Annotated in this window: 23 protein-coding genes; 11 read left to right on the forward strand and 12 right to left on the reverse strand. The window is 44.4% G+C overall.

The genetic code is table 11. From position 1 onward, the window contains the following. Positions 1 to 75: 75 nt before the first annotated feature. The 6 genes from ACHUFI_RS17645 to ACHUFI_RS17670 form a co-directional block, all read right to left on the reverse strand. Positions 76 to 303, reverse strand: a complete 228-nt coding sequence (locus ACHUFI_RS17645; protein WP_394251490.1) for a hypothetical protein — start codon at positions 301 to 303, stop codon at positions 76 to 78. A gap of 157 nt (positions 304 to 460) precedes the next feature. Next, positions 461 to 1,207 carry a helix-turn-helix domain-containing protein gene (locus tag ACHUFI_RS17650; RefSeq protein WP_394251492.1) on the reverse strand — a complete coding sequence of 249 codons (747 nt, stop codon included), beginning with the start codon at positions 1,205 to 1,207 and terminating at the stop codon, positions 461 to 463. A 226-nt stretch (positions 1,208 to 1,433) separates the two neighbouring features. Beyond that, positions 1,434 to 1,844 (reverse strand): hypothetical protein, encoded by a 411-nt coding sequence (locus ACHUFI_RS17655; RefSeq protein ID WP_394251494.1) that lies wholly within the window; start codon positions 1,842 to 1,844, stop codon positions 1,434 to 1,436. A 27-nt stretch (positions 1,845 to 1,871) separates the two neighbouring features. Next, on the reverse strand, positions 1,872 to 2,525 hold the full coding sequence (locus tag ACHUFI_RS17660) for a YiaD family glycine zipper/OmpA-like lipoprotein (RefSeq protein ID WP_394251496.1): 654 nt from the start codon (positions 2,523 to 2,525) through the stop codon (positions 1,872 to 1,874). Between the two features lie 152 nt (positions 2,526 to 2,677). After that, positions 2,678 to 3,613 carry a DUF3187 family protein gene (locus ACHUFI_RS17665; protein WP_394251497.1) on the reverse strand — a complete coding sequence of 312 codons (936 nt, stop codon included), beginning with the start codon at positions 3,611 to 3,613 and terminating at the stop codon, positions 2,678 to 2,680. A gap of 99 nt (positions 3,614 to 3,712) precedes the next feature. Continuing rightward, positions 3,713 to 4,666 carry a LysR family transcriptional regulator gene (locus ACHUFI_RS17670; RefSeq protein WP_394251498.1) on the reverse strand — a complete coding sequence of 318 codons (954 nt, stop codon included), beginning with the start codon at positions 4,664 to 4,666 and terminating at the stop codon, positions 3,713 to 3,715. 149 nt (positions 4,667 to 4,815) lie between these two features. Between ACHUFI_RS17670 and ACHUFI_RS17675 the strand changes: the two genes are divergently transcribed. Beyond that, positions 4,816 to 5,610, forward strand: a complete 795-nt coding sequence (locus ACHUFI_RS17675; RefSeq protein ID WP_394251499.1) for a hypothetical protein — start codon at positions 4,816 to 4,818, stop codon at positions 5,608 to 5,610. Positions 5,611 to 5,708: 98 nt separating this feature from the next. Here ACHUFI_RS17675 and ACHUFI_RS17680 read toward each other — a convergent pair whose 3' ends face one another. The 5 genes from ACHUFI_RS17680 to ACHUFI_RS17700 form a co-directional block, all read right to left on the reverse strand. Further along, complete coding sequence (locus ACHUFI_RS17680; protein WP_394251500.1) at positions 5,709 to 6,902, reverse strand: OmpP1/FadL family transporter; 1,194 nt, start codon at positions 6,900 to 6,902, stop codon at positions 5,709 to 5,711. 258 nt (positions 6,903 to 7,160) lie between these two features. Then, positions 7,161 to 8,384, reverse strand: coding sequence for an HlyD family secretion protein (locus tag ACHUFI_RS17685; RefSeq protein WP_394251502.1), 1,224 nt, complete (start codon positions 8,382 to 8,384; stop codon positions 7,161 to 7,163). Between the two features lie 2 nt (positions 8,385 to 8,386). Beyond that, the gene (locus tag ACHUFI_RS17690; protein WP_394251504.1) at positions 8,387 to 8,710 is read right to left on the reverse strand and encodes an MFS transporter; all 324 of its coding nucleotides are present in this window, start codon (positions 8,708 to 8,710) and stop codon (positions 8,387 to 8,389) included. 364 nt (positions 8,711 to 9,074) lie between these two features. Continuing rightward, positions 9,075 to 9,902 carry an SDR family NAD(P)-dependent oxidoreductase gene (locus ACHUFI_RS17695; RefSeq protein WP_394251506.1) on the reverse strand — a complete coding sequence of 276 codons (828 nt, stop codon included), beginning with the start codon at positions 9,900 to 9,902 and terminating at the stop codon, positions 9,075 to 9,077. Between the two features lie 207 nt (positions 9,903 to 10,109). Continuing rightward, positions 10,110 to 10,898: a response regulator transcription factor gene (locus tag ACHUFI_RS17700; protein WP_394251508.1), complete on the reverse strand. Its 789-nt coding sequence runs from the start codon at positions 10,896 to 10,898 to the stop codon at positions 10,110 to 10,112. A 231-nt stretch (positions 10,899 to 11,129) separates the two neighbouring features. Between ACHUFI_RS17700 and ACHUFI_RS17705 the strand changes: the two genes are divergently transcribed. The 10 genes from ACHUFI_RS17705 (at position 11,130) to ACHUFI_RS17750 (ending at position 22,353) form a co-directional block, all read left to right on the forward strand. Beyond that, the gene (locus ACHUFI_RS17705; RefSeq protein ID WP_394251510.1) at positions 11,130 to 12,710 is read left to right on the forward strand and encodes an arylsulfatase; all 1,581 of its coding nucleotides are present in this window, start codon (positions 11,130 to 11,132) and stop codon (positions 12,708 to 12,710) included. A 269-nt stretch (positions 12,711 to 12,979) separates the two neighbouring features. Then, on the forward strand, positions 12,980 to 14,284 hold the full coding sequence (locus ACHUFI_RS17710; RefSeq protein WP_394251512.1) for an anaerobic sulfatase maturase: 1,305 nt from the start codon (positions 12,980 to 12,982) through the stop codon (positions 14,282 to 14,284). 11 nt (positions 14,285 to 14,295) lie between these two features. Then, entirely contained in the window at positions 14,296 to 14,874 is a 579-nt protein-coding gene (locus ACHUFI_RS17715; RefSeq protein WP_394251514.1) for a hypothetical protein, read from the forward strand. After that, positions 14,871 to 15,875, forward strand: a complete 1,005-nt coding sequence (locus ACHUFI_RS17720; protein ID WP_394251516.1) for a tetratricopeptide repeat protein — start codon at positions 14,871 to 14,873, stop codon at positions 15,873 to 15,875. Before ACHUFI_RS17715 ends, ACHUFI_RS17720 begins: the two co-directional genes overlap by 4 nt. 118 nt (positions 15,876 to 15,993) lie before the next feature. Next, entirely contained in the window at positions 15,994 to 17,007 is a 1,014-nt protein-coding gene (locus tag ACHUFI_RS17725; protein WP_394251518.1) for an AAA family ATPase, read from the forward strand. Between the two features lie 11 nt (positions 17,008 to 17,018). Further along, a complete protein-coding gene (locus tag ACHUFI_RS17730; protein WP_394251520.1) occupies positions 17,019 to 17,954 on the forward strand; it encodes a DUF58 domain-containing protein in 936 nt (311 codons plus the stop codon). Further along, complete coding sequence (locus ACHUFI_RS17735) at positions 17,947 to 18,447, forward strand: DUF4381 domain-containing protein (RefSeq protein WP_394251522.1); 501 nt, start codon at positions 17,947 to 17,949, stop codon at positions 18,445 to 18,447. The genes ACHUFI_RS17730 and ACHUFI_RS17735 overlap by 8 nt, the downstream gene beginning before the upstream one ends. A 1-nt stretch (position 18,448) precedes the next feature. Beyond that, a complete protein-coding gene (locus tag ACHUFI_RS17740) occupies positions 18,449 to 19,489 on the forward strand; it encodes a vWA domain-containing protein (protein WP_394251524.1) in 1,041 nt (346 codons plus the stop codon). After that, the gene (locus ACHUFI_RS17745; protein WP_394251526.1) at positions 19,476 to 21,077 is read left to right on the forward strand and encodes a VWA domain-containing protein; all 1,602 of its coding nucleotides are present in this window, start codon (positions 19,476 to 19,478) and stop codon (positions 21,075 to 21,077) included. Before ACHUFI_RS17740 ends, ACHUFI_RS17745 begins: the two co-directional genes overlap by 14 nt. Then, the gene (locus ACHUFI_RS17750; protein WP_394251528.1) at positions 21,070 to 22,353 is read left to right on the forward strand and encodes a BatD family protein; all 1,284 of its coding nucleotides are present in this window, start codon (positions 21,070 to 21,072) and stop codon (positions 22,351 to 22,353) included. Before ACHUFI_RS17745 ends, ACHUFI_RS17750 begins: the two co-directional genes overlap by 8 nt. Here ACHUFI_RS17750 and ACHUFI_RS17755 read toward each other — a convergent pair. Continuing rightward, entirely contained in the window at positions 22,328 to 23,068 is a 741-nt protein-coding gene (locus ACHUFI_RS17755; protein WP_394251530.1) for a 4'-phosphopantetheinyl transferase family protein, read from the reverse strand. The two genes, ACHUFI_RS17750 and ACHUFI_RS17755, sit on opposite strands and share 26 nt — an antisense overlap. Positions 23,069 to 23,223 lie beyond the last annotated feature (155 nt).

Here is a 23,223-nt window from a genome sequence, read left to right on the forward strand (position 1 = left end):
TTGCTTCCAATCGGAGAGCCGGCGGTCATTGGCTTGAGAGGTTAGCGGCCTAATGATATTGATGACTAAATGAAGCTAGTTGGAAATCACAATGCGGGGAGAGATGACAACCGGTTGAGCCAACGTAAGAACAAGTGGGGTAAGGGCTCTAGTCACGTTGCTCAAGGTTCTTATAGTGGGAGCAACGTTGATATTTTTAACTTGTGGTAAAGAGACAAAACGCGATGAATATTGAGTGCTAGTACAGCCAGTTACCGATGTAATTGCGACAATGGCAATAGAAATGTGCTTAATGATATTCATAGTTCGATCCTTGTAACTTTCAAAAATGAGTCAGTTAGAGAGGCGTTGTATTGTGTCTAACTCCTCTTACCAGAACTATAAAATGCATTCCTCACCTGAATTTATAAAGCCTAACAATTCAAGTTTTGAATGTTGTCACCGCGAGTTACGTATATCGTTACTTGGTATTGATAGAATTAATATCGTCGAACATATCAAAGTGCCACCGACGAAGCGCGACGACTAAAGAGGTGCCATTGCGGTCATCAATATCCAAATCAGAATCGTTTCGGCACGATTCGTAAAACTCGTCTGTGAGTTTTTGCACTTTTTCTTGAAACTTTTGGTTGGTATGCGGAGACATCAATCCACTGGCCATTACGAGCTTTTCATCTTGTCGGTTAAAGTAACTTCCAAAAAACTCCGGTAGCACTTCTTTTAAGAAAAAGGATTGGATCGGACCTCCCGAGATCCAGTCAAACTTTGGAGAGAGCAACAAACGTATGCGGTTATTTGGCAGAAGTTCAATGATATTAAGACGATCTAAATCGGCGAGTTTTTGAATCAGGATATTTTTGTCTAGGTTATAACGCTCGATTATTTCGTGGAATTTGAAGCCATTAAGTACGCACACTGCAACCATTAGCAGCGCTTTATCCGAGACAATTTGCAGTTCTTGTTCGTAGGTTAGTTGTTGAAGATCGGTATTAGAATGAGAGGCGAGTTTAAACAACTCGGTAAGATCGAGTCTCATTAAATCACAAATCTTACCTAACCGTTGGAGGCTTATATTCTCGCCATCTGCGAGCAGTCGTTTGACAGAACCTTCACTCAAATCAAGCTCTGTTGCGATGTCTTGATATTGGATGTCGTGAAGCTTTAATTGATGCTTGAGCTCTTTTATTACGAGTGGAATTCCAGCCATTAAATCAGTATCCATTGATAAGTGGAATGAATCTTCTGATACGGAAATTACCTAATTTAGTCTATAAAACAAGTGTTTTCTGTTTTGGCTGTATTAGGAATGTGAGTGATTTAATAGGAGAGATGCCACTCACTAGCTTCCGAGTAAATGGTAAAACTGCTAAAGAAAAAAGCGCTACTTAGGCAGCGCTTTTCTTTTATGGATATCAGCTTTATGGGTATCAGCTCTAACCTGTCACGGTTTGTCTGATTCGGTAGTTTTCATACCAGTAACCTAGAGTGTAAGTGACGATGGTGATGTCTGTGATTGCGAACGGTATGAAGCTCGCGTTTAGGTGCGCCGTCTCCGGATTAAAGAAGTTGGAGGTGAACAGATACACCATAAATAACTTCTCTAAAAACGAATATAGGATAACAGGCTGTCTCCAACGTGGGACGTAAGCGGAAGCCGCGATGAAGAACCCCATTAACCCAACCATGATGCCCCAATGTCTGAATAGGAACACATAGTTAGAATCGTAGGGTAGGTTGTTCATGTCACGCAGTGCAGATTCAGGATTAATGGCGTAAATCCCGGCATACATGGTGATGAGGCCGCCAATCACAAGGAACGGCTTTAGGAAACGGTTAAAAAACATATCAGTGTCCTCTGGTTCAATAGAAGATTAGTTCATCGCCAAAATGTTAATTTCGACGCGTCGATTACATGCTCTTCCTTGCTTGGTTGAGTTATCACAAACTGGATAACGTTCGCCCATTCCTTGTGTGGTCACTCGACCAGACGCGACTTTTTGGTTGATCAAATAATCCCCAACAGATTGTGCTCGCTGTTCTGATAATTTCTGGTTATTGGCATCGCTACCTGAGCTATCGGTATGCCCTAAAACTTGTAGGCGGGTATCAGGGTATTCGCCTAGAATGAGTGCAACGCTATTTAGTGTTGGGTATATGTCGGAAGAAAGGTAATAAGATCCTGATTCAAACCCGATACCATTTTCCATAATGAGTTGCAGTTCATTTTCTCCCACTCGTTTTACTTGCACGCCGGATCCTTGAAGCTGAGCTCTTAACGCCGCCTCTTGTTTATCCATGTAGCGACCAGCCCCAGCTCCTGCAAGTCCGCCTATTGCCGCGCCTTTCCATGCATCGGAACTATCCCCTGTCGCGGCTCCAATTGCTGCCCCTGCTAACGCACCGATTAATGCACCTTTAGAGGTCGCGTTGGTTTCCATTTCACCTGTTGTTGCGTTGTGTCTTTGCGTTGCTTGGCAACCGCTCATTAAGCTAACTAAAGAAAGCGCTAATATTGCTTTTTTCATCGTGATTTCGTCTCGATTATGTCGAAGTTCTTGCTCGCAATAGGTTCGGTGTGAGCAAAGTCAGTAAAGGATGTCATGGGATAGACTAAGAGCTTTACCTGCAATATACATCAGTAAAATTACTGTATTTCAGGGGATTAGAAGGCGATTGGTTAAAAGAGTGAACGAAAGGAAAGAGATAAAGCAATGTCTGTGCTGTTGTCCATATTGCGAATGTTTTCGGTTAGGTAAACTTCTAGGATCGAACGCATAAATGCGTAGCGATACCCTAAGAGAAGTTCGTTTGATGATTGAGAGAAGTCGACATTTTCTTCGCCCCATCCAGCGAAGTTGTGCGATTCTACGAGCACACTATGCCGAGCATAGATTTGATACGCGTAACCGAAAGAGGCAAAGCTGGTGGTGTCATGTAAAGCAAAAGTCGAGCTGTCACTATTGCGATGAACTAATCCTGTAGATGCGTGCATAGTATGGGCGTTGGCAAGGTAAGTGGTATTCACTTGGAGTCCTTGCTCGAAGCTAGAACGTGCAAAGGCACCATCGCTGACATTATTGTAATACAGGGTCACGCCCGCCGAGATGAACAAAGGCCCGCTTTGTAATATTGATGCTTCGTTGTATGACAATATTGCTCTGGTTAAGGTATCCCCTTCGAAGTCGGTAATTTCAATGCCTAGTTCGGGTACAGAGATGTAAAATTGATCGGTGGGTACTTGATCACGCCCATTCTGACCGATTCCAAACAGGTCATGAAAGTTCATCGTGAGCTCGTCGAGTCCGTTGTCTTTCGCTGTGACTTTTCTCAAGGACACTTCTGATTTCCATATCGAGTTAACCTGATAAGAGAAAGCAAGATCTACGTGATTTTGGTAATAGTCTAAAAAGTAGTCGCTTGTCTGCGCCCAAACACTGGCTTGAGTATAGTTTGATTTGACTTCTAAAGATCCCACTTGGTTTGGATAGGCTTCTCTTAGCTGTAACGACAGCACATTGGAGTGAATTGGCGACTCTGAAAAGGAATAGAGAGGTTGATTGGCTTCTGTATTAAGACTTATAAAAACAGACGCCATTATTACAAGTTTTCGCATGACTCTCACCTACATGTATTATCAATTCATCACAACCTGATTATCACTAAATAATCATTGGCTAATAGCGTAAAACTACGGCATTGGCGGTGGAGGGGATTAATAGCGGATGATCTTAGGTGAAAGCTCATCTAACTTGTGTTGCAGTGATTTCTTCACGAGTTCGCTGCTGTACTGATATAAAGGGTGGCTGTGATTACGTTCTAAGTAATACATGGCGTGGCTGATCTTTTCGGGTAGCAATTGAGTAAGCCAGCGAGGTTGTAAGCATTGAATAGAGCTAGGGCACATTGATGCGGCTAACGTTTCTGTTATGGCTAAAATATCGGAGTGTTCTGCGAGGCAGCTTAATACCGACATGCTTGCTGAGCGATATTTGAAGTCGAACTTACCAGGGTAGTGCTTCTCAAGTATTGCGTTAAAGTCCGTTAAGCCTGGGACTAAAATGCCGCCCGTCGGAAACGAAAAAAATTGCTCTTGTCTGAAGTCTGCTTGTTCCCACGGATGACTTTTACGAGCGATGATCACTGGTTCACTTGTAGTCAGCGCGACAGAGCGTATCGATTTTGGCGTTTCTATCGGGTAGAAGTTTAAACCAATGTGGACTTCACCATTCTGGATGGATTCAAGGGTTTTATCATTCCAAGTCGTAATGTTGAGTTTCGCATTCGGAAACATTTCAAAGACAACGGAGCTGGTTAACTCTGTGGCAATCGCTTCTAAAAATACGCTCGATACTGCAATAGTGAGCTCGCCATCAAACTGGTGCGGGTCCGAGAATAGGTGGGACGATAATCGATTGTCCAATAATTCAATATGCTCGTTTAGCCCATTGCCAATTTCATCCGCTCTATGGGTTGCGTGTAGCTCGTTTCCTGAAACGTAGAACAGTTTGTCGTTGGTAAATTCACGAAGCTTCGCTAATGTTTGGCTTACTGCTGATTGCGTGATACCGAGTGTGTTAGCGGCTTTCTTCGTACTACGGTGGATATAAACCGCATTAAATATTCGTAGATAATTAAGGTTTAACTGATTGCTGTATTTGCGGTACATATTGGCTCCGTAGAATATTAAATTAGTGGCACTGATGTTTCACTTCTTGCTGAATAAGAACTGCTAATATTTCGAATAAGTAGAGTATGAAACGTCTAATATTTAGAGTGCTTGCCATGACTTACGAATAAGTAATTAAAGGTTTAGCAATGAATAGTTCAAAGACATTTATTCCCTCTCTATTGATGTTATCTGCTGTAATCTCAGCGCCGTCTTTTTCAGCGGATAATTACCCTGATCAGGAATATCATGATGCCGATCCAAGAAACAGTTCGATGAGAGCTGCGGTATTTTCCGACGATCAAGGTGAGCTAAAACTGTTGGCTGGTGGTGGTGCTGGTGGGTTAACCAGTGACATATCGCAAACGGTCGGGTTTGCTGAGTACTATAGCCAGTCTCATAATGCGCGATTACGAGCGGCGCATTTCGACCGTTTCGGAGGTGTCTATTTGGATGTCTATCATTTAGATGAAGCCGCTGGAATGTATACAACGGGTTATATGCTGCCGTTATCCAACAATGATGGAACTTTGTTTTTCCCTTCATTGAACTATACCTATGTCGATTTCAAAACAAACGATATTGCAGACTTAGCGAACGGAATGGCAGGGTCACCTGTACCGGCCATCACTTCTCAGCAAGTATCTCAGGCCCTAGGGGGCGAAGAAGCGCAATTAGGCTCGGTAAACCTTTATGCTCTTCACCCTTGGAACGATACACATTTCTCGGTTTTTAACGTCAACCTTGGTTCCTCTTATGGTGGCGTCGATATGAATGTTGCAAACCTGATGTGGCTTCAAGGCATAAAGACCAAAGTGGCCGCCAAAGACATCAATATTATGTTTGAGTTTAAATACGACGTTATTGAACTCCGCAATACTGCCGCTGGCGATATCAGCTCAGAAGAAGTGACGGCGTCAGTAGGCATCGACTATCGCTTTTAGCTTTGTTGGCTATCACTATTAACTTTGTTAGCTACCGCTTTTGACGAGTTAGAGAGGGGCGGTTGGTGCCCCTCTTTAAGACTTCTCAGAGCCAGTGCTTAGAACGTGAAGTTTGCGCCGATGAAGTGGATGCTCCCGTCAAACTCACCATAGATTTCAGATAAAGCAGGCTCTCTGCGGTCGATTTCTACCGTACCTAGGTCAGCGTATTCGTAGAAGATATCAACACGAGTGTCGCCCCAATACGTACTTGCCCCTAAAGAATATCGGTATTGTTCACCGGTCGGTAAATCTACCCATTGCTTAGTTGGATCGTCTTGAGGCGAAGTCTCATAAGAGAAGCCGGCTTTTAGTGCCCAATCAGCGTTCAATTGATAGTCTGCACCGACTGCAAATTTCCAAACGTCATCCCAATCTCGGTCGATGGCTTGAGGCATGTTTGGGTTTGCATTCAGAGTGTCGTTATAGATAGGGGTTTCTGAAAACTCACTCCATTGATGGAATTGAATGGAAGAGAGCAGCGTTAGTTCGTGGTTTAGGTTGTAACTTGCACTCAAATCGACGATGGCAGGTACAACAAGTTCAGTACCGACAACGGCGCTGTCCTCAGCCCCGATGAAAAGTTGCGCTGCAATATCGTCAAAATCATGCACGAGCTTAGAGCGGTAACTTAACCCCAATGACCATTCTTCTGCTTGGTATAGGGTGCCGACGTTATAGCCGAATGCCCAATCTGTGCCCATGTCTGATTGGAAGCCTGATGTGGATACTTCAATCATGCCATAGTTGATTTGAACACCCGCAGCGATAGACCAGTTTTCATCAAGCGTGTAGCTGATGTTTGGGTTTAATTGCAAAGCCGACAAAAACGCTTTGTCGAGGTGGTTAGAACCATCCCAGTCGTCGCCATACTCGACAGAAGAACCGCCCACTGCTCCAAAGTTGATACCAACGTGAGTTTTCTCATTCATTTGGCGAACATGGAATACGCCAATAGAAGGCATTAACGTGTTCGCGCTAGCATCGCCGGTTGTTGGGTCGACTCGGTTTTGATAATCGATGTCGTTGTAGTCCATTTGAAGATACAGCGCCATAGTATTGATCGTGGTCTTTTGTTCACCCATGTGACTCATAGTGGCAGGGTTAGTCCAACTGGCTGTGGCGGTTTCAGTATAAACGCCGTCACCTGCACCTCCAGTACCAGCATTCGCCGTTACAGCTTCTTGTAATAATAAGCCGCTCGCATCCGCAAAAGATGAGCAGATAAGCAGGGATAGAATCGATTTTTTCATAATGTTCACTTAGATATATCGTGAATGAGAACACTGACTTTTGGAGTGTTCTTTAATTGGAAAGTGGAAGAGGAAACCGAGTAAGCCAGCTAAGTGGCCGTTATCGATCCTTGAAGCACACGGTTTCCTGCATTTTTACTTCGTTTATACGCTTCGGCTGATCAAATAAATGAGGGCCGTGAGCAGTAGAAACTGACTTTTTCTTCGGTGAGTGACATCGATGAACTCACAGATTTTATGAAAGATATTCATAGGCACCTACATGCTATATAAGAAGTAGATTTGCGCTTTCATACGGATGATGATGCCGCGAATAACGTTCAGGAAGTTAAGGAACGGAATCGGCTTTTCAGCGTTGACCCAAGCCAAACCAACCGCACCTACAGGGATGTCATAGCCGTCAGGTTCGCTAATACGTAGGCGAACAAAGTGGTGTTTGTTCATTACGTTTTTTCCAGTGGTAGCGCGAACATTGGTTTCTCTTGCCAGCAATGAGCCTTGCGATTCGCCCGTAGCTTCAACAATGCCTTCAACTTGAGCTTTGAATACTTTGCCAGGGTAGATAGCGGTAGAGAACTCGGCTTCTTGGCCTACTTTGATGTTTCTAAAGGCTTGATGGTTAATTCGCATGAGAACGAATTTTTCATCGCTGTACATTTTCAAACGGGGCATTGCGCCAACAAACTGGCCTTCACGTGCCATGAAGTTTGTCACGTAACCATCTGTTGGGGCGTACACTTTAGTTTGTGAAAGGTCCCATTCTGCTTGTGCTAAAGAAGCTTGCTTGTTCTTGTAGTCAGCTTGTTTGCTTATCACGGTAAGCTGAGACTTTTCCATCAAGTTTCTGTTTTTGTCTGCTGTGATCAGTGCTTTATCGTACTGAGACTCTAAGATAGAAACTTGGCTTTGAGCCACTTCTACGACGGTGCGCTGCTGGTCTAGATTGCTCTCGGTAACGGTATTTTTGACTTTCGAGTTTTGATCAACATAACGCTTTAAGGTTCTTTCTTTTAGAGTCAGATCCTTGCTTGCAGCATGAATTTGATTTTTGATGATCTCGATATCTTCGAGAGAAGATTGATAGTTGGTATTGGCAATATTGATGTCTTGCATTGCCAGCTTATAAGCGGTTTCAGCAATCGAAACTTGCGAAGCGGCTTTTTCTACCGCAATAACATACGAATCATCTTCGATTTCATACACCAACTCGCCACTTTGAATGGCCTGGTTTGGCTCAATGTATAGGCGTTCGATGTTACCGGTGACGCGGGTCGAGCCCGGGCGTAATTGGATATGCGGAGACTGCACCACTGAGCCGCCAGAGAGATCCATTGGTGCCCAAGTGATTAAACCGACCCAGACAAACATGAGCCAAGCCGTACCACCACCGTAAGCGAATGTTTTAAAAGGGGTTCCCCAAGGAACGCCAACAAGGCGAAGAAGATAAATAAACAGTGCCCAAACAGCTAAACCTTCTAACATGATTATTCTCCTGCTGTTTCAGATTGGTTCGGCGAAGTGTCGTGCCAAATATGGCGTACACGACGAATACTTTGTTCGGCATCGACAAAGGCGATGATCACAGCCACGACCCAAACCCAGTGCCAGATAAAGCCTATCCAGGTCAATATGGTGACCAGGCCCATTTGGCCGTGCTTTTTCTTGTCGGCGTGATGAATCGGTAATTCGTGGAATTTCCAAAAGGCATACAAAGCACCTAAAACAGTGCCAACGAGTACGATCCCTGCAACAACGTGTAATCCAGTGTCGAATCCAGTTTCAACAAAAGGCATGCTAATTAAACTCATAAAGCTTCCTAAAAGGGGTAATGAAAAAATTAAGCTAGAGTGAGTTCACCAATAGTGAACGTGTATCGAAATGTTACGGAGCTAGTCAGTGGAGTGAATCAGTAAAAATACTGCTCGAAGTTTTTTGAATGGCAAAACCATGATCTAGGAAGGGTTAATTGAGGTGCGGATGACATAAGTGATGGGCTTTATCTGGAAAATAATAGCCAAATGAGAAATAGGGAAGCGAGTAGTGAGAATCAGAGGGGACTTAATGCAAGCTATTTGAATTACAAGCCGATGCCAGGTGAGTCTTTAAGGGCGGTTCTTGCTAAAGAGTGGGAATAAGCTGCAACCTGAAGTAGGCTACAGCATTTGCTATGTATTACGCTGGAGTACGATTAATGATTTTAAGGACTAAGTTTCCAAAGAACCTTTCACCAAAGATACGCTGGGCCCAAGTCATTAGCTTTGAGTCTAGGGTTGTTTGATAACTTAGTTTTGGTTTATCGTCAAAGCCTGCTTTGATCATGTTGTTGACCGTTGATTTAGGTGTTGAACCAGAGTTGTAGGCGTTTTGTAGAAAGTTATGAGATTTGGACACAATGGTATTGTATGCCTCTAATTTAGAGGTTTCTTTCATGTCTGATAGCTGAATCGCGTCAAATTCCGTTTGAACACACCCCGGCTCAATCGTCGCCACTTGGATACCGAAGCCTTTCACTTCTTGCGCTAACCCTTTTACCATTCCGTTTAGTGCGTGTTTGGATGCCGAATACCAAGAGTTCATGCTACTTGAAGCTCGAGCAGCGATAGAGGTGGTAAAAATAATCCTACCATAGCCTTGGGCACGCATATGAGGAAGAACGGCTCTCGCTACTCTAGCAGCACCATAAACGTTAGTGTCGAACTGGGCATGGACTTTATCAATGGTGGTTTCTTCTACTGGCCCTGCAATTGCATAACCTGCATTCGCATACACAATATCGATGTGACCGAGTTCTTCAACCATTGTATCAACCAGTGCATTGATGCCATTTTCATCTCTGACATCGGCACTGAATGTCTTCGCACCTAAGGTTTCTAAATCTTTCATATTGTCTTTGCGTCTTGCCGCGCAGTAGACGTTATGATTACCTTCCAATAATTTGATCACTAAATCTTTACCGATGCCAGATGAGGCACCAATAACAAGTACATTTTTATGCGACATACGATCGCTCCAATATATTTTAGAATTTACTACCGAATTACTGTGTCGAAAATAAAATAGAAGTAATGGTAGAACGTGAAATGCTGGACCTAATTAAATAAAAAGAAAATATAATTAAGTGAATACTAAAAATACGGGATAAGGAAAAGAATGTAAGCAGTAAAACTACTGCAATTAATACAAATTGCAGTAGTGAAGTGAAGCTTTTTAGGATTGTTCACTTTCTATTCCAAGACCATTTCTTAAAGCAAATTGAACAAGCTCAGTGTGGTTTTCAAGATCAAGAAGATCAAGCATACGGTATTTATGAGATTCAATGGTTCTCGGGCTTAGGAATAACTTTTCAGCACATTGCTTAGCTGTATAGCCCTGAGCGAGCAAAGTTAGCACGGAACATTGCTTTTTGGATAAGAGCAATAGCTTCTCACCCTCGTTGGCGTTTTCTGTGTGATCTTGTTTGAGGTTACGAGTCACAGTTGAGTGCTGCCAGTAACATAGCCATATGTCACAAAGTAGCTTGAGTCGGGTCATTTGAGTGTCTGACAGAGGTGATGCATCACTATTAAACTTAGAGAAAGACAGGGCTCCCCAGTTTTGACCGAATAACTCTAAACGGATGATACCGTGCCAGCGTCCACCTTCAGAATGTAATATTTTTAGTGTATCAATTCTATGACCGACCATTTCATCAGCGGTAAAGCTATGCCAGCGAGCCTTAGAGCGCAGTAGTTTCAAATATTCGGTGTAGTTACCGGGTAAGAACATTTCTTTGTTCAGCTCTGGAACACCATCGCGGGATACTGAAACCGTTTTACCATCATTGAGAAGAATCATAGAGTTTGGAAAGAGTGTGAGGCGATCGATTTCAAACCACTCTAGTGCGGATCTTGCAACGTCTCGGAAAGTCTCGTCAAAGTGTTTCGGTTGGCAGCTGATTAATGTTGTTGATTGCTCAATCACTAACTCTTCAAATGAAATTTTGGATGATTTTTCCATCACAGATAACAAGCCTCACATTTATATCTTTATTAATAAACTAGCGCTTTAATAGGAACAAAGTCAATACAACATAAATAATTCAAACTCGATGGGAACGACAAAAATAATATTCCATAGCCCGGTTGTGGTAATTAAGCAGTAATACTACTGCTTACCCCTGTTTTTTATTTCGAAATAATAGCTCGTGAATTCTAAATATTTCTTTTAATCCAATAAAGGTCTTGAGCTATGTTCAAAAAGAAAACCTTTCTTCAACTTGCTGTTGGTGCTGCGTTAGCGTCTACAGCAATGGCAAGTTATGCTACGACTGATACAAGCCGCCCTAACATTTTAGCGATTTGGGGTGATGATATTGGTATTGATAACATCAGTGCTTACACGCGTGGCCAAGCTGGTCACTGGACTCCAAATATCGACCGAATTGCTAACGAGGGTGTTCTGTTTACCGATTTTTACGGTGATCAATCTTGTACTGCTGGCCGTTCTTCATTCGTTACGGGTCAACACCCGATCCGTACGGGTTTGACAAAGGTAGGCATGCCGGGCGCTAAGCAAGGTATGAAGCCGGAAGACCCATCTATCGCGACGATGTTAAAAGATAAAGGGTACACGACTGGTCAATTCGGTAAGAACCACCTTGGCGACCTTGATTCGCAACTTCCTACTGAACATGGCTTCGATGAATTCTTTGGTAACCTATATCACTTGAATGCAGAGGAAGAGCCTGAGCATCCGGATTACCCGAAAGCGCCTGGATTTAAGAAAAAATTTGGCCCGCGTGGCGTAATTCATTCGTACGCTGATGGCCGCGTTGAAGATACTGGTGCGCTGACTATCAAGCGTATGGAAACTGTGGATGAAGAAACACTAGAAGCAGCACTAGACTTCATCGATCGTGCGCATAAAGAGAAAAAGCCATTCTTCTTGTGGTACAACTCAACGCGTATGCATGTATGGACTCACCTGAAAGAAGAGTCTAAAGGCATCTCTAAACGTGGTGGCCTATACGGCGATGGTATGGTTGAGCACGACAACATGGTTGGCCAACTGCTTGATAAGTTGGATGAACTAAAAATCGCTGACAACACGATTGTTTCTTATACAACGGATAACGGTGTAGAGAAATGGGGTTGGCCTGATGGCGGTACATCACGTTACTACGGAGAGAAAAACTCAACATGGGAAGGCGGTTTCCGTGTTCCTGCTATGATGCGTTGGCCTGATAAAATCCCTGCGGGAAGCGTTGCAAACGAAATCGCCTCTCACCTAGATTGGGCTCCAACATTTGTTGCGGCAGCGGGCGAACCTAAGCTGTCTGAGAAGCTGAAGAACGGCACTAAGCTAAACGGCAAAGAATATAAGGTTCACCTAGACGGTTACAACCTAATGCCAGCGCTTAAAGAAGGCAAGAATACCACTGCGGATAACAACCCGAACTGGCCACGAAAGAACTTTATTTACGCAACAGATAACGGTGATATTTCAGCGATTCGCTTCGGTGATTGGAAAATCATGTTCTCTGTGAACAACTGTCACGGTATTGAAACTTGGACATGTGCGTTCGAAGAACTACGTTTCCCATACATCTTCAACCTACGCCAAGACCCGTATGAGTCGGCGCTGCATGAAAGTACTGGTTACCAAAACTGGCGTGTAGAGCACTTACCATACATGTACTTAGGTGCGGCTCAAACGTTCCAGTTCCTACAAACGTTCCAAGAGTTCCCACCACGCCAAGTACCCGGTTCTTTCTCAATCGATCAAATCGTTGAAAAAATGAGTATCTGGGAACGCGCTCAATACCAGTAAGGCGTACAGCTAAAAAGCACTCTACTTATTGGGAAGAAGTAACTCAAAGCGGACATTATGTCCGCTTTTTTTGTGCCCAATTCAAAACCTAGGGTTTACGCCATAAAACCCAAGGTTTGCGCTATAGAACCCACTTTGCAGTAATACTACTGATTCATTATTTAGGGGCTTAAACAATAATGTATGCAAAGCGAAGAATATCTTTGTGTTACCGATATTTAGGGAAAGCAGTAAGCACAGTGAAAGTGAGCAACTAGAGAGTCGAGATTATGAACCAGCCAGCTCAGCGCAACATTGAAATGTTACCGAAGAATGCTCCAGCACAGCGCATGAATATTATGACCAAGCCGATCGGCGCGTCTTGTAATATTGATTGTACTTACTGTTATTACTTAAGCAAAGAAGAGTTATTAGGCCATGAGCGTGGGTGCGCCACTCGCATGAGCGAAGAAATGCTCGATACCTATATCAGAAGCTATATCGAGCAACAGAATTTCCCGGAGATCGTGTTTCACTGGCAAGGTGGTGAGCCTACGTTACTTGGGGTGAACTTCTTTCGTGATGTGGTGCGCTTGCAAAAAAAGTATTGCCCGAAAGGTGTGACCATTGAAAACAATCTGCAGACCAATGGCACATTGTTGAATGACGAATGGGGCAAGTTCCTAAGTAAGAACAACTTCTTAGTAGGGCTGAGCATCGATGGACCAGAGATGATCCATAACGCTTATCGAACTAATCGTTCTGGCCGCGGTACGTTTAAACAGACCATGAAGGGTGTCGATATCCTTCATAAATACAACATTAGATTTGCCACATTAACGTGTGTGAACAATTTGACAGGGGCTAACCCTTTAGAAGTCTACCGATTCTTAAGAGACGAGATTCGTTCGCCACAGATGCAGTTCATTCCGATTGTTGAACCTAAGTCCTTCCGCGATACCGCTCCTCAAAAGTGGCCAGAGGAAGAAATCTTGTTTCAAGGAATGCCAGAAACAGAACCTAATCACCCTAATTCGATCGTGGAGTCTTGGTGTGTTTCTCCCTCTCAGTGGGGGACATTTCTCTGCACCATTTTTGACGAATGGTTAGAAAACGATATTGGCCAAGTGAATGTTCCGTATTTCGAAGCGTGTGTAGAAACGTGGATGGGACGAGTAAACCCGCTTTGCACCCTAGCGCCTATGTGCGGAAAAGGTTTAGCGATTGAGCATGATGGCGACGTTTTTGCGTGTGACCACTATGTATATCCAGAATATAAGCTAGGCAATATTACCGACAGTGAACTCGAGGACATGCAGTTTTCGCAAGGTCAGGAAGCGTTTGGTCGTGCGAAAGAGTCAAGCCTACCAAAGCAATGCCGTGAATGTTCTTATCAGTTTGCCTGCTATGGCGAATGTCCGAAGAATCGCTTTCTTAAAACCTTAGATGGCGAGGCTGGTTTGAACTATTTGTGTGCGGGCTGGAAGCAGTTCTTTAGTCACATTGACCCATATATTTCTATGGTTGTGGCGACAATGGGCTACCCCGTAAATAAAGGCATTAATGCCGACGCAATGAAAATTAAATTCAAATAGAGGTTAATGCGATGAAAGGTATTGTATCCGTGGCGATGGCCACGACTCTTTTGGTTTCTAGTGGCTCATTTGCGTCGCCTACAGAATCACAAACTGCGGAACAAGAGAAATCGATGTCAAAACAGAGCGTTGAGCATCTGTTTGTTGAAGAAGAAATTCAAACGATGATCTCGGTAGCGTATCAGACGAAAAGTACGAGGTACGCCAACTTTGCGAGGTTATTTAACCTTTGCCAAAAACAACCAGAAGATGCTCGTTGTGGAGAAGAGTACACACAGAAAAAAAGCCATTACGAAACCGCAAACGCGAATCATGCGGTATTAACTATGGTGTATGGCCAAGAGTTTAAATACCTACTAATGCCGGAAGTGAACTACCCAGAATTGGTGGAGGCATTAAGAAATCTGGGGTACCTCGGCAATGGCATTAAGCGAGACGTGAATTACAGCGATACCTTAGCTGCACTTAATGAATGGCTAATGAGCCACAACATGCCAAAAACGGACGATATTTATTTCTTACATGCGCTATTAGTGCGTACTGAAGAGCTTTCTCAACTATTGAGAGACGAAAAGGTTAGCGATTCATGAGAAACCTACGCCTTAGTCAACGGGTTCGACAGTGCTGCCTTGGTGCATTGCTCGCTGCCACTTCACTACTTGTGAATGCGACGTCTCCGCAGCCAAGCAGCACCGAGCTTTCCGTTGTGGAACAACAGGAAAGTTTATTAGCGGAATACTCTCAAAATGAATCTCTCGACTTAGATCAAAGGGTGGCAGCAACCAGTAATTTAGGTATGTATTACGGTGCAAATGCGATCATAGCGGTTGCGCGAGCATCACGATCTCGCCATGTGGAGATGCGATTAGCTTCAATACGAGCGGCAGAACAATGGGAAGGGCGAGCCAAGTGGGATGTCATTGAACCATTGTTAAGTGACTCTGATACTCGCGTCAAAGACCAAGCAGTGCAAGCACTAGTAATTGTATGGCCAATTCTTTCTGAATCTCATCAAGCGCATCTCGATCCATTTGTGGCTGAATACCTTGGACGCCTGCCGAATACCGTTGAAGGAGACATCAAAAAAGCGTGGTTCTATCGAATTCAGAAAAAACACGATTTGGTTGAGCGGCAGTACGAACAGATGTCTGCTCAGCATAAGAATCCGCAAATTTCTATTATCTATGCTGGCTATTTAAGAGACAAAGGAAAAGAAGAGCAATCTTTGTCGGTGCTAGAAAGTGCGTCAATAGAGTTTTCGAATAATGCCACCATCCGCTATAGCTTAGGCTTGAGCTACCATCGATTAGGTGAGTTAAATAAGTCGAAACAAGCGTTAGCAAAGGCTGTGGAGCTTGAGCCGAGTAACGCTAAATACACCTATGTTTACGCCACCACCTTGCGTGAGTGGAGTGCCTTGAAAGCTGCCCCGTTGTTTGAAAAGGCTTACCAACTTAAGCCAGAGCCAGCTTACTTATACGCCATGTGCGATGCATTACTCGCGAGCAAGCAAAGTGCCGATCAGTGTTTAGATGAACTGACGAAAGTAGCCCCAGAAAAGGTCGTGGACGAGCTACGCAAAGCGTATTAAAGCTTGAGTCGTTATGAGTTCTAGATCACCAATTTTAGCTTTCCGTTTAATAGTCAGCGTGTTCTACACACATTGAATTGACGTCAATTTTGTAGCCATGGCTACACGAAGGTAGATTATGTCCCAGCAAATCAATACATCCATTTCTCACTTGTTTTCCCAAATTAACGAGCGAATCGTTGGGCAGGAACACGTTACTAAAGCTATGGTCATCGCATTGCTGACAGGTGGACATATCTTACTTGAAGGTTTGCCGGGCACAGCGAAAACCCGAGCAGTTAAAACCTTAGCTGAGCTACTTCAACTGGGGTTTGGGCGCGTACAGTTTACGCCGGACTTGCTCCCCTCTGATGTCACGGGTACCCAGATGTATCATCAAGAAGAAAGCAAGCTAACCTTCCAACCAGGTCCAATTTTTAACCCTATTGTGCTAGCGGATGAGATCAACCGTGCTCCAGCGAAGGTACAGGCTGCATTGTTGGAAGCCATGGCGGAAGGTACTGTGACCGTTGGCGGAGAATCACGAGTTCTTCCTGAATTGTTTATGGTGCTAGCGACACAAAACCCGATAGAGCAAGAGGGCACTTACCCATTGCCTGAAGCGCAAATGGATCGCTTTATCATGAAAATTGACGTGGGCTACCCCGATGCCAATGCTGAGCTAGAAATAATCGAACTGGTGAGAAACGAAGAGTTAGTGCAGACAGATAGCTCACAATCAGACAAATTACATGGAAATGAATTCCAATCAACACCCTTGGCATTTGATGGTGCGTTAGACAGCATTACTTTGGGTAGAGAAGAGGTTAAGCACGTTTATACGTCAGACCCTATAAAACGCTATATCGTTGATTTAGTGATGGCTACTCGCTTCCCGCACCTATACCCACACTCCAATCTAAACTCCTGGATTGATGTTGGCGTTAGCCCAAGAGCCTCTATTGCATTAGACAAATGTAGTCGCGCACATGCTTGGATTGAAGGGCGGGATTACGTCACGCCAGATGACGTGAGAAGCGTTGCCATAGCAGTGCTGAGCCATCGAATTACACTGAGCTTTGATGCTATTTCTGAATCGATATCTCCGGCGCAAGTCGTGGATGAACTTTTGCTCCATGTGCCTTTAACGTAGAGGGCAAAATCATGAATCATGCAGATCCAAGAGTCGCTGTAGAATTTACTGCGCTAATGGCAATGAAATCACATGCTCGTCACTTTCATTTACCTCCTAAAGGTAAAATTTCTCGATTGTTGTCGGGACGACATGGATCTAAGTTCCGTGGTAGAGGCATGAACTTTGAAGAGTTTCGTCATTATCAATTAGGCGACGATATCCGAACATTAGATTGGCAGGTTACGTTGAGAACCGGTGAGCCGCATGTGAGGGTGTATACGGAAGAGCGAGAACAACCTGTAATTTTGTGTGTGGATCAAAGAAGCAGCATGTTTTTTTCATCCGTCGATACCATGAAATCCGTGGTAGCAGCTCAGGTGAGTGCCTGCTGCGCATGGAAAGTTATCAAAGATAGCGACAGAGTTGGTGCTTTACTCTTTGGTGACCGCGATCTGCATTGGTATAAGCCGCAGCGTAACCCTTCTCATGTTTCGCGTATTCTACGCAGTTTATCGACGTTGAATCAGTCGTTAACTCATTTTGACGGGACAAACAGCCGCGAGAGTGGGGGAATAAGCCGAGCACTTGCGAAGTTAGTACGATTAAAGCTTAAAGGAAGCTTGTTAGTTTTCGTGAGTGATTTTACAGAACTGACCGAAGACGACGCGGCGAAACTACGCTGGCTCAAACAGCACAACGACGTGCTCGGAGTTTCGATTCAAGACCCGATGGAAAGTGAGCTGCATATCCCTCAAACGCTTTGCCTAAGTGATGGTGAGGTACAAGCGACCGTAGATTCTGATGTGAACCGTTTACTTAGCGGTTATAACGCACAATTGAATGAAGAGAAAAGGCGAGTCAATCGCTTGATTCAAAATGGTGGCGTACCGGTTATTGAGCTCGACACCAAAGGTGAGCACATCGCTGATTTTGTGAAGCAAATTTCTGGTGGTCACTTTGTCTAAAAATAACATCTTACTTGCTGATCTTATTGATCCTGAGTTGCCTCCAGTTATCGCCAATCAGCCAATGATGGTGGGTTGGAAAGTCCTTATTGGTTTGCTTGTGATCGCCGCTTTTTATGCGCTGGTTAAGTGTTTGGTTCGTTATCGAGAAGAAAAGTATCGTCAATATGCGATTCGATCTTTAAATAAGTTGGCCGTTGGTGAAAGTTTTTCGAGTCGCGATGCGGTGATAGCAACAAGGCAATGGAATCGCGTATTAAAACACGCCGCTTGTCATGCTTACCCTAAGCACAATATCGCAGGGTTGACCGGAGAAGCTTGGTTAGCATTCTTGAATGAATCTGCCGACACCGTGGATGGTGATAGGGACTTATTGCGTCGTTGGCAACGAGGTTTGTATCTCCCAGACAATAGTAGCAAGTGGGATAAGCACGAAGCCGATACGCTTTACCTCTATTGCCGTAATTGGTTACGCGCTCATAAGCGGGGCTGACATGATTGAATTTGAATACCTATGGGCGTTTGTTCTACTGCCGGTGCCACTCTTTGTTTACCATTTTGTTCCTAGCTACCAAACGAAACAGCAGGCAATCAAAGTGCCTTTTTTCACACGGCTACTCGACCACTTACCCCTGAAAGCGGATAAAGGAGCGATTGAGCTTAAACCATCTCGTTGGCAACGGTTTTCTCTCATTCTAGGCTGGGTGCTGATTGTGGTGTCGGCGGCGAAACCAATGTGGCTCGGTGAAGAACAAACCCGTGAATTGTCCGGTCGTGACTTGATGATTGTCGTCGATTTATCCGGTTCGATGTCGACGACCGACTTCTCTGGAAATGATGGCATCGAAGTCAGTCGCCTAAGTGCGGCAAAATCGGTGTTAGCTGAATTCAGTACAATGCGTGAGGGCGATAGACTAGGGCTTATCGTGTTTGGTGACAAGGCGTATTTGCAATCTCCTTTTACCGCCGATCACTCAGTGTGGCTTAACTTGTTGAACGAGACTGAAGTGGCGATGGCTGGGCAAAGCACTCACTTGGGGGATGCAATTGGGCTGGCGTTAAAAACGTTTGGTACGAGTGCACACGCGTCCCTCCTGAATCAAAAGACTAAGCAGCAATTGGTGATCGTGCTTACCGATGGCAACGATACCGATAGCATGGTGGCGCCTTTGGATGCAGCCAAGATTGCGGCGCAGCGTGATGTGCGTATTCATATGGTCGCGATGGGCAGCCCAAATACTCAAGGGGAGCAAGCTCTCGACTTAACGGCTATCAATGACATTGCCGATACAACGGGTGGTCGAGCGTTTCTAGCCCAATCCCCAGCCGAGTTAGATGAAATTTATTCGACAATTAATGAGCTAGAGCCTCAGGTATTTGAGAGTTTTCGCTTTCAACCTAAAGTTAGCCTCCACTACATACCCATTCTTGTCTTACTCATTAACCATTTTTTGTTTATGAGCTTTTCGATTTGGAAGCGAAAAAAACGCGAGGCACAGAGTGTAAACGGAGAGTGTTTTGATGAATATGATTGAACACTTTCATTTCATGAGACCAGAATGGTTGCTGCTGTTGTTACCATTTGGCGTGATCATTTGGTCTCGACTTAAACAACAATCAGCTAAGGCAGCTTGGATACAGTCATTGCCCGATCACCTAACTAACGCGTTATTGGTGGGAGAGCAGCACCGTACCCAGCATCTGCCGCTGAAAATTCTGAGTGGGCTAAGCGTTATCGCCATCGTGCTATGTGCAGGACCGACGTGGCATCGCCAGGCTTCTCCTTTTGGAGAAGATCTTGCGCCTCTTGTGATCGTTTTGGACGTATCTGAATCAATGCTGCAATCGGATGTTCCTCCGAGTCGGCTGTTTCGAGCGAAACAGAAAGTGAATCAGCTAATAACGATGCGGGATTCTGGGCGAACGGCGCTGGTGGTATACAGTGGAAGCGCCCATACCGCAATGCCACTCACTCAAGATATACAAGTATTCAAGCCTCTTTTGGAGTCAATTTCGACAGAGGTTATGCCAAGAGAAGGAAAGTTTTCCGAATACGCGTTGCCTTCCGTACACCGCTTGCTTGCGGACGAAGCACTAGGTGCAAGCGTCGTGCTTGTTACTGATGGTGTCAGTGAGATGGCGGCTAAATCCTATCAAGCCTATTTCGAAGCGAATCCTCATCAGCTTATTGTTTATGGAATTGGCAGTACGAGCGTGAAATCGGACATACCATTTGAACGCAGAAAGTTGAGCAATTTTTCAAGTGATGTGAATGTAGACTTTGTGGAACTAACCCATGATACACAAGATTTAGAGGCTCTAAGCGAGCTGATAGAGTCCCACTCCCAAATGAGTGCAGAGCAATCTCAGCCTTGGTTTGATTCTGGTTATGCCTTAGTTTGGCTGATTTTAGTGCCTTATTTAATCTGGTTTAGAAAAGGTTGGTTAGTTCAGTGGTGCGTCATTGTATTGGTTGGACAAAGCTTACTTTATACGCCAAGCGCTTTTGCAAACGACTCTCAATTTATGGATCTTTGGTTGACCAAAGATCAGCAAGGGGAGCGACTTTTTGAACAGGAAGCGTTCTTGCTCGCGGCTGAAACGTTTGAAGATAACCATTGGAAAGCCGTGTCGTTTTATATGGCGGGTGAATTCAGTAAAGCACAAATGTATTTCATGATAGGTGACAATGTCACATTTAGGTTGGGGTTAGCGGCTTCTTTAGCTCGCCAAAAAGAATACGTGGCAGCCAGAAATCTTTATCAGCAGATTTTGCTCGATACACCGGGGAATGAAACCGCCACGCATAATTTGGCTTTGGTCGAAGGGATCATTAAACACATCAATCAATTTACTGAAGGCCAGGGGAAAAGTAATGAGCAGCCGAGCAGCCGAGAGTTAGGAGACAGACCCCAAACCACAGACGGTGTGACTCAAAAAGTAGCAAAAGAGCTCGTGATAAAAGAGCATCTTACCGCTGACCAAATTCTTAATGATGCAGCAATGAACGAAAAATGGATGAAACGAGTTCAAAGTGATTTAGCTGACTTTCTGGCAGTAAAGTTTTCAGCGCAACTTCAGAAAGGAGATGGGACAAGCGCGGAGTGGCGAATAGATGAGTAGCTTGAAACGATTTATTGGATTTAAGGTTGCTGGTTCAGTGGTGCGGTTACTATTAACCACGCTCATTATAACGTTTTCCACCCTAACGTTAGCGACAGAGCTAAGTGAATTACAGCGTGACGGCCGAGTAAGCCTAACGGCTTCGTTGAGCGTGTCCGACTCGGTCGCGGTTCATCAGCAAGTGACCGTTAATATCGAGATCATGACAGATACTTGGTTTACTAAAGGGACCAAGGTGCATCGTTTTGATGTAGAGAATGCATTGGTCTTGTCGTCGAGTCGATTCGCCATCAATTCTACGGAACGTGTTAAAGGCAAGACCTTCTCTAAGCAGCAATGGGAGGTGGTGCTCTACCCGTTAAAAAGCGGCGAGTACCTAATACCAAGAATTACCGCTGAAATTGAAGTGAAAGATGGACATCAAAAAGTATCGGGCTATTTAACCAGTGAGTCTTTATCTTTTCATGCGCACAAACCAGCAGCGGAAATGACCGATGATTACCTTTGGTTAGTTTCACCAGACGTCAACATTAAACAAGAGTGGCATGTGGTGAGAGCGGGTGGCGAAGCAGTTGAGCAATCTGCGGACATTCAGGTTGGCGATGCGATCACTCGAACGTTGACCACCACAGCGAAGAATACCAGCGTGATGTTGCTTCCTGATTTACTGGAGAAGAGCAGAGTCCCTCTGCATATGGCGTCGAGGTACGCTCTTGAACCAAAAAGAATGGATAGTCAGAATCGAGGCGAGTATGTCGCAATCAAAGTAGAAACGGTGACGTATGTGGCTAATCGCCCGGGCCAATTAGCCATACCTACGATCACGTTACATCAATGGGATAATAAATCGAAGCAAACTAATGAGCGTTTTATTCAGGGGCGTACCTGGAAAGTCGGGCATACCTTTAGTTCCCTGATATCATTCTATCGCGTTTATTTAGCGATTGGACTGAGCTTATTGGCGTTTTGTGTCTACCTAGCAAAACGAATAAAGAAGCGGTTTCTTAACCAAGCGTTGCCAAATTCACTTCTGTATCTAATACATGCGCGAAACGAAAATATCTCAGCTTGTGAAACGCTAATCTATAAAGAATTACTAGAGAAGTACCGATGCTACCGCATGCCCAAAACAACCTTTTCGTCGACAGGCTCGGATTCATTGGTGACAGCGCGCTACATGGCGGATTCAGAGCCAGCAGCGATAAATAAAGTAGCGTGGCTCAAGCTGTGGTTCCATGCTTTTCAAGGTGTTACCAAGCAGCGTAACAAGCGGTAACGTAAGCATGGTACTCCTCTAGGTACTGGTAACTGCAATGAAGTGATTGCATGGCTGCCAACTGTCTGCCGAGGTTAAGGTTGGGTTTAAAAATCATCAGTTCGTTATCTATTTGGACTAACGAGACAGACTGAAAATCCAACTCGGTAGATGAATACTGATTTAGCGCCTTGTATATGGATTCCTTTGCCGAAAAAACCAAAGAAACCGCTTCATCTTTTGTTAGCCCTAATTCTCCCGTTACTTTGAGCTCTTCTTGTGTGATCACGAGAGGGGCCACTTCTTCCGCTATTTCAGGCGAAATCATTTTTTGTATGTCCACGCCGACATTTTCTGTACGTTTACGATTCTTCTTACCGATCACGGTAGCCGCTAGGTTCTCAGAATGGGAGATGGAGCCCATGAGTTCAGCAGGCCATATAGGCGCACGTCTTTGATCATTCATAAGCTGAAAGTTATTCGCATCCAAAGAATGCATGCCAGTTGCGACCATATATCGGGTGGCGAAGTACTCCGCTTGCCTGCTTATAACCGAATTTCGGATCGCTTGCGGAAAATGCAAATTTGTTGACGTAAACAATTGGGGGGAGAAGTTGGGCAAGGAAAATTGCGCGACTTCAATTTCTAAAGGACAGGAGTCATTGAGAAGCTTCACTTGTTTGGTAGAAGTGAAGAATCGACTCGGCTCTGAAAGAGGGATGAAAGGCTGTGTCATACGTTATGTTAACGGAGTTGTTACAATTATAAATTGTGACTTTTGGTGGTTTTGGAAGCTAATCAAACCCTAACCCTATAAATACTATGGAAAAACCAGAATGATATACATGATAATCTAAATGAAAATTGTTTGCATTTGAATTTTCTCAAGTG

Origin of the sequence: Vibrio profundi (assembly GCF_043642225.1) — a bacterium.
GTDB lineage: Bacteria > Pseudomonadota > Gammaproteobacteria > Enterobacterales > Vibrionaceae > Vibrio > Vibrio profundi_A.

What these genes read in the sequence shown, in the direction of transcription:
- ACHUFI_RS17750 (WP_394251528.1), top strand. Translation starts at nt 21,070, where the DNA reads ATGAGTAGCTTGAAACGATTTATTGGATTTAAGGTTGCTGGTTCAGTG.
- ACHUFI_RS17670 (WP_394251498.1), bottom strand. Translation starts at nt 4,666, where the DNA reads ATGTACCGCAAATACAGCAATCAGTTAAACCTTAATTATCTACGAATA.
- ACHUFI_RS17680 (WP_394251500.1), bottom strand. Translation starts at nt 6,902, where the DNA reads ATGAAAAAATCGATTCTATCCCTGCTTATCTGCTCATCTTTTGCGGAT.
- ACHUFI_RS17685 (WP_394251502.1), bottom strand. Translation starts at nt 8,384, where the DNA reads ATGTTAGAAGGTTTAGCTGTTTGGGCACTGTTTATTTATCTTCTTCGC.
- ACHUFI_RS17700 (WP_394251508.1), bottom strand. Translation starts at nt 10,898, where the DNA reads ATGGAAAAATCATCCAAAATTTCATTTGAAGAGTTAGTGATTGAGCAA.
- ACHUFI_RS17710 (WP_394251512.1), top strand. Translation starts at nt 12,980, where the DNA reads ATGAACCAGCCAGCTCAGCGCAACATTGAAATGTTACCGAAGAATGCT.
- ACHUFI_RS17745 (WP_394251526.1), top strand. Translation starts at nt 19,476, where the DNA reads ATGAATATGATTGAACACTTTCATTTCATGAGACCAGAATGGTTGCTG.
- ACHUFI_RS17695 (WP_394251506.1), bottom strand. Translation starts at nt 9,902, where the DNA reads ATGTCGCATAAAAATGTACTTGTTATTGGTGCCTCATCTGGCATCGGT.
- ACHUFI_RS17730 (WP_394251520.1), top strand. Translation starts at nt 17,019, where the DNA reads ATGAATCATGCAGATCCAAGAGTCGCTGTAGAATTTACTGCGCTAATG.
- ACHUFI_RS17665 (WP_394251497.1), bottom strand. Translation starts at nt 3,613, where the DNA reads ATGCGAAAACTTGTAATAATGGCGTCTGTTTTTATAAGTCTTAATACA.
- ACHUFI_RS17755 (WP_394251530.1), bottom strand. Translation starts at nt 23,068, where the DNA reads ATGACACAGCCTTTCATCCCTCTTTCAGAGCCGAGTCGATTCTTCACT.
- ACHUFI_RS17720 (WP_394251516.1), top strand. Translation starts at nt 14,871, where the DNA reads ATGAGAAACCTACGCCTTAGTCAACGGGTTCGACAGTGCTGCCTTGGT.
- ACHUFI_RS17660 (WP_394251496.1), bottom strand. Translation starts at nt 2,525, where the DNA reads ATGAAAAAAGCAATATTAGCGCTTTCTTTAGTTAGCTTAATGAGCGGT.
- ACHUFI_RS17725 (WP_394251518.1), top strand. Translation starts at nt 15,994, where the DNA reads ATGTCCCAGCAAATCAATACATCCATTTCTCACTTGTTTTCCCAAATT.
- ACHUFI_RS17740 (WP_394251524.1), top strand. Translation starts at nt 18,449, where the DNA reads ATGATTGAATTTGAATACCTATGGGCGTTTGTTCTACTGCCGGTGCCA.
- ACHUFI_RS17645 (WP_394251490.1), bottom strand. Translation starts at nt 303, where the DNA reads ATGAATATCATTAAGCACATTTCTATTGCCATTGTCGCAATTACATCG.
- ACHUFI_RS17675 (WP_394251499.1), top strand. Translation starts at nt 4,816, where the DNA reads ATGAATAGTTCAAAGACATTTATTCCCTCTCTATTGATGTTATCTGCT.
- ACHUFI_RS17705 (WP_394251510.1), top strand. Translation starts at nt 11,130, where the DNA reads ATGTTCAAAAAGAAAACCTTTCTTCAACTTGCTGTTGGTGCTGCGTTA.
- ACHUFI_RS17715 (WP_394251514.1), top strand. Translation starts at nt 14,296, where the DNA reads ATGAAAGGTATTGTATCCGTGGCGATGGCCACGACTCTTTTGGTTTCT.
- ACHUFI_RS17655 (WP_394251494.1), bottom strand. Translation starts at nt 1,844, where the DNA reads ATGTTTTTTAACCGTTTCCTAAAGCCGTTCCTTGTGATTGGCGGCCTC.
- ACHUFI_RS17690 (WP_394251504.1), bottom strand. Translation starts at nt 8,710, where the DNA reads ATGAGTTTAATTAGCATGCCTTTTGTTGAAACTGGATTCGACACTGGA.
- ACHUFI_RS17650 (WP_394251492.1), bottom strand. Translation starts at nt 1,207, where the DNA reads ATGGCTGGAATTCCACTCGTAATAAAAGAGCTCAAGCATCAATTAAAG.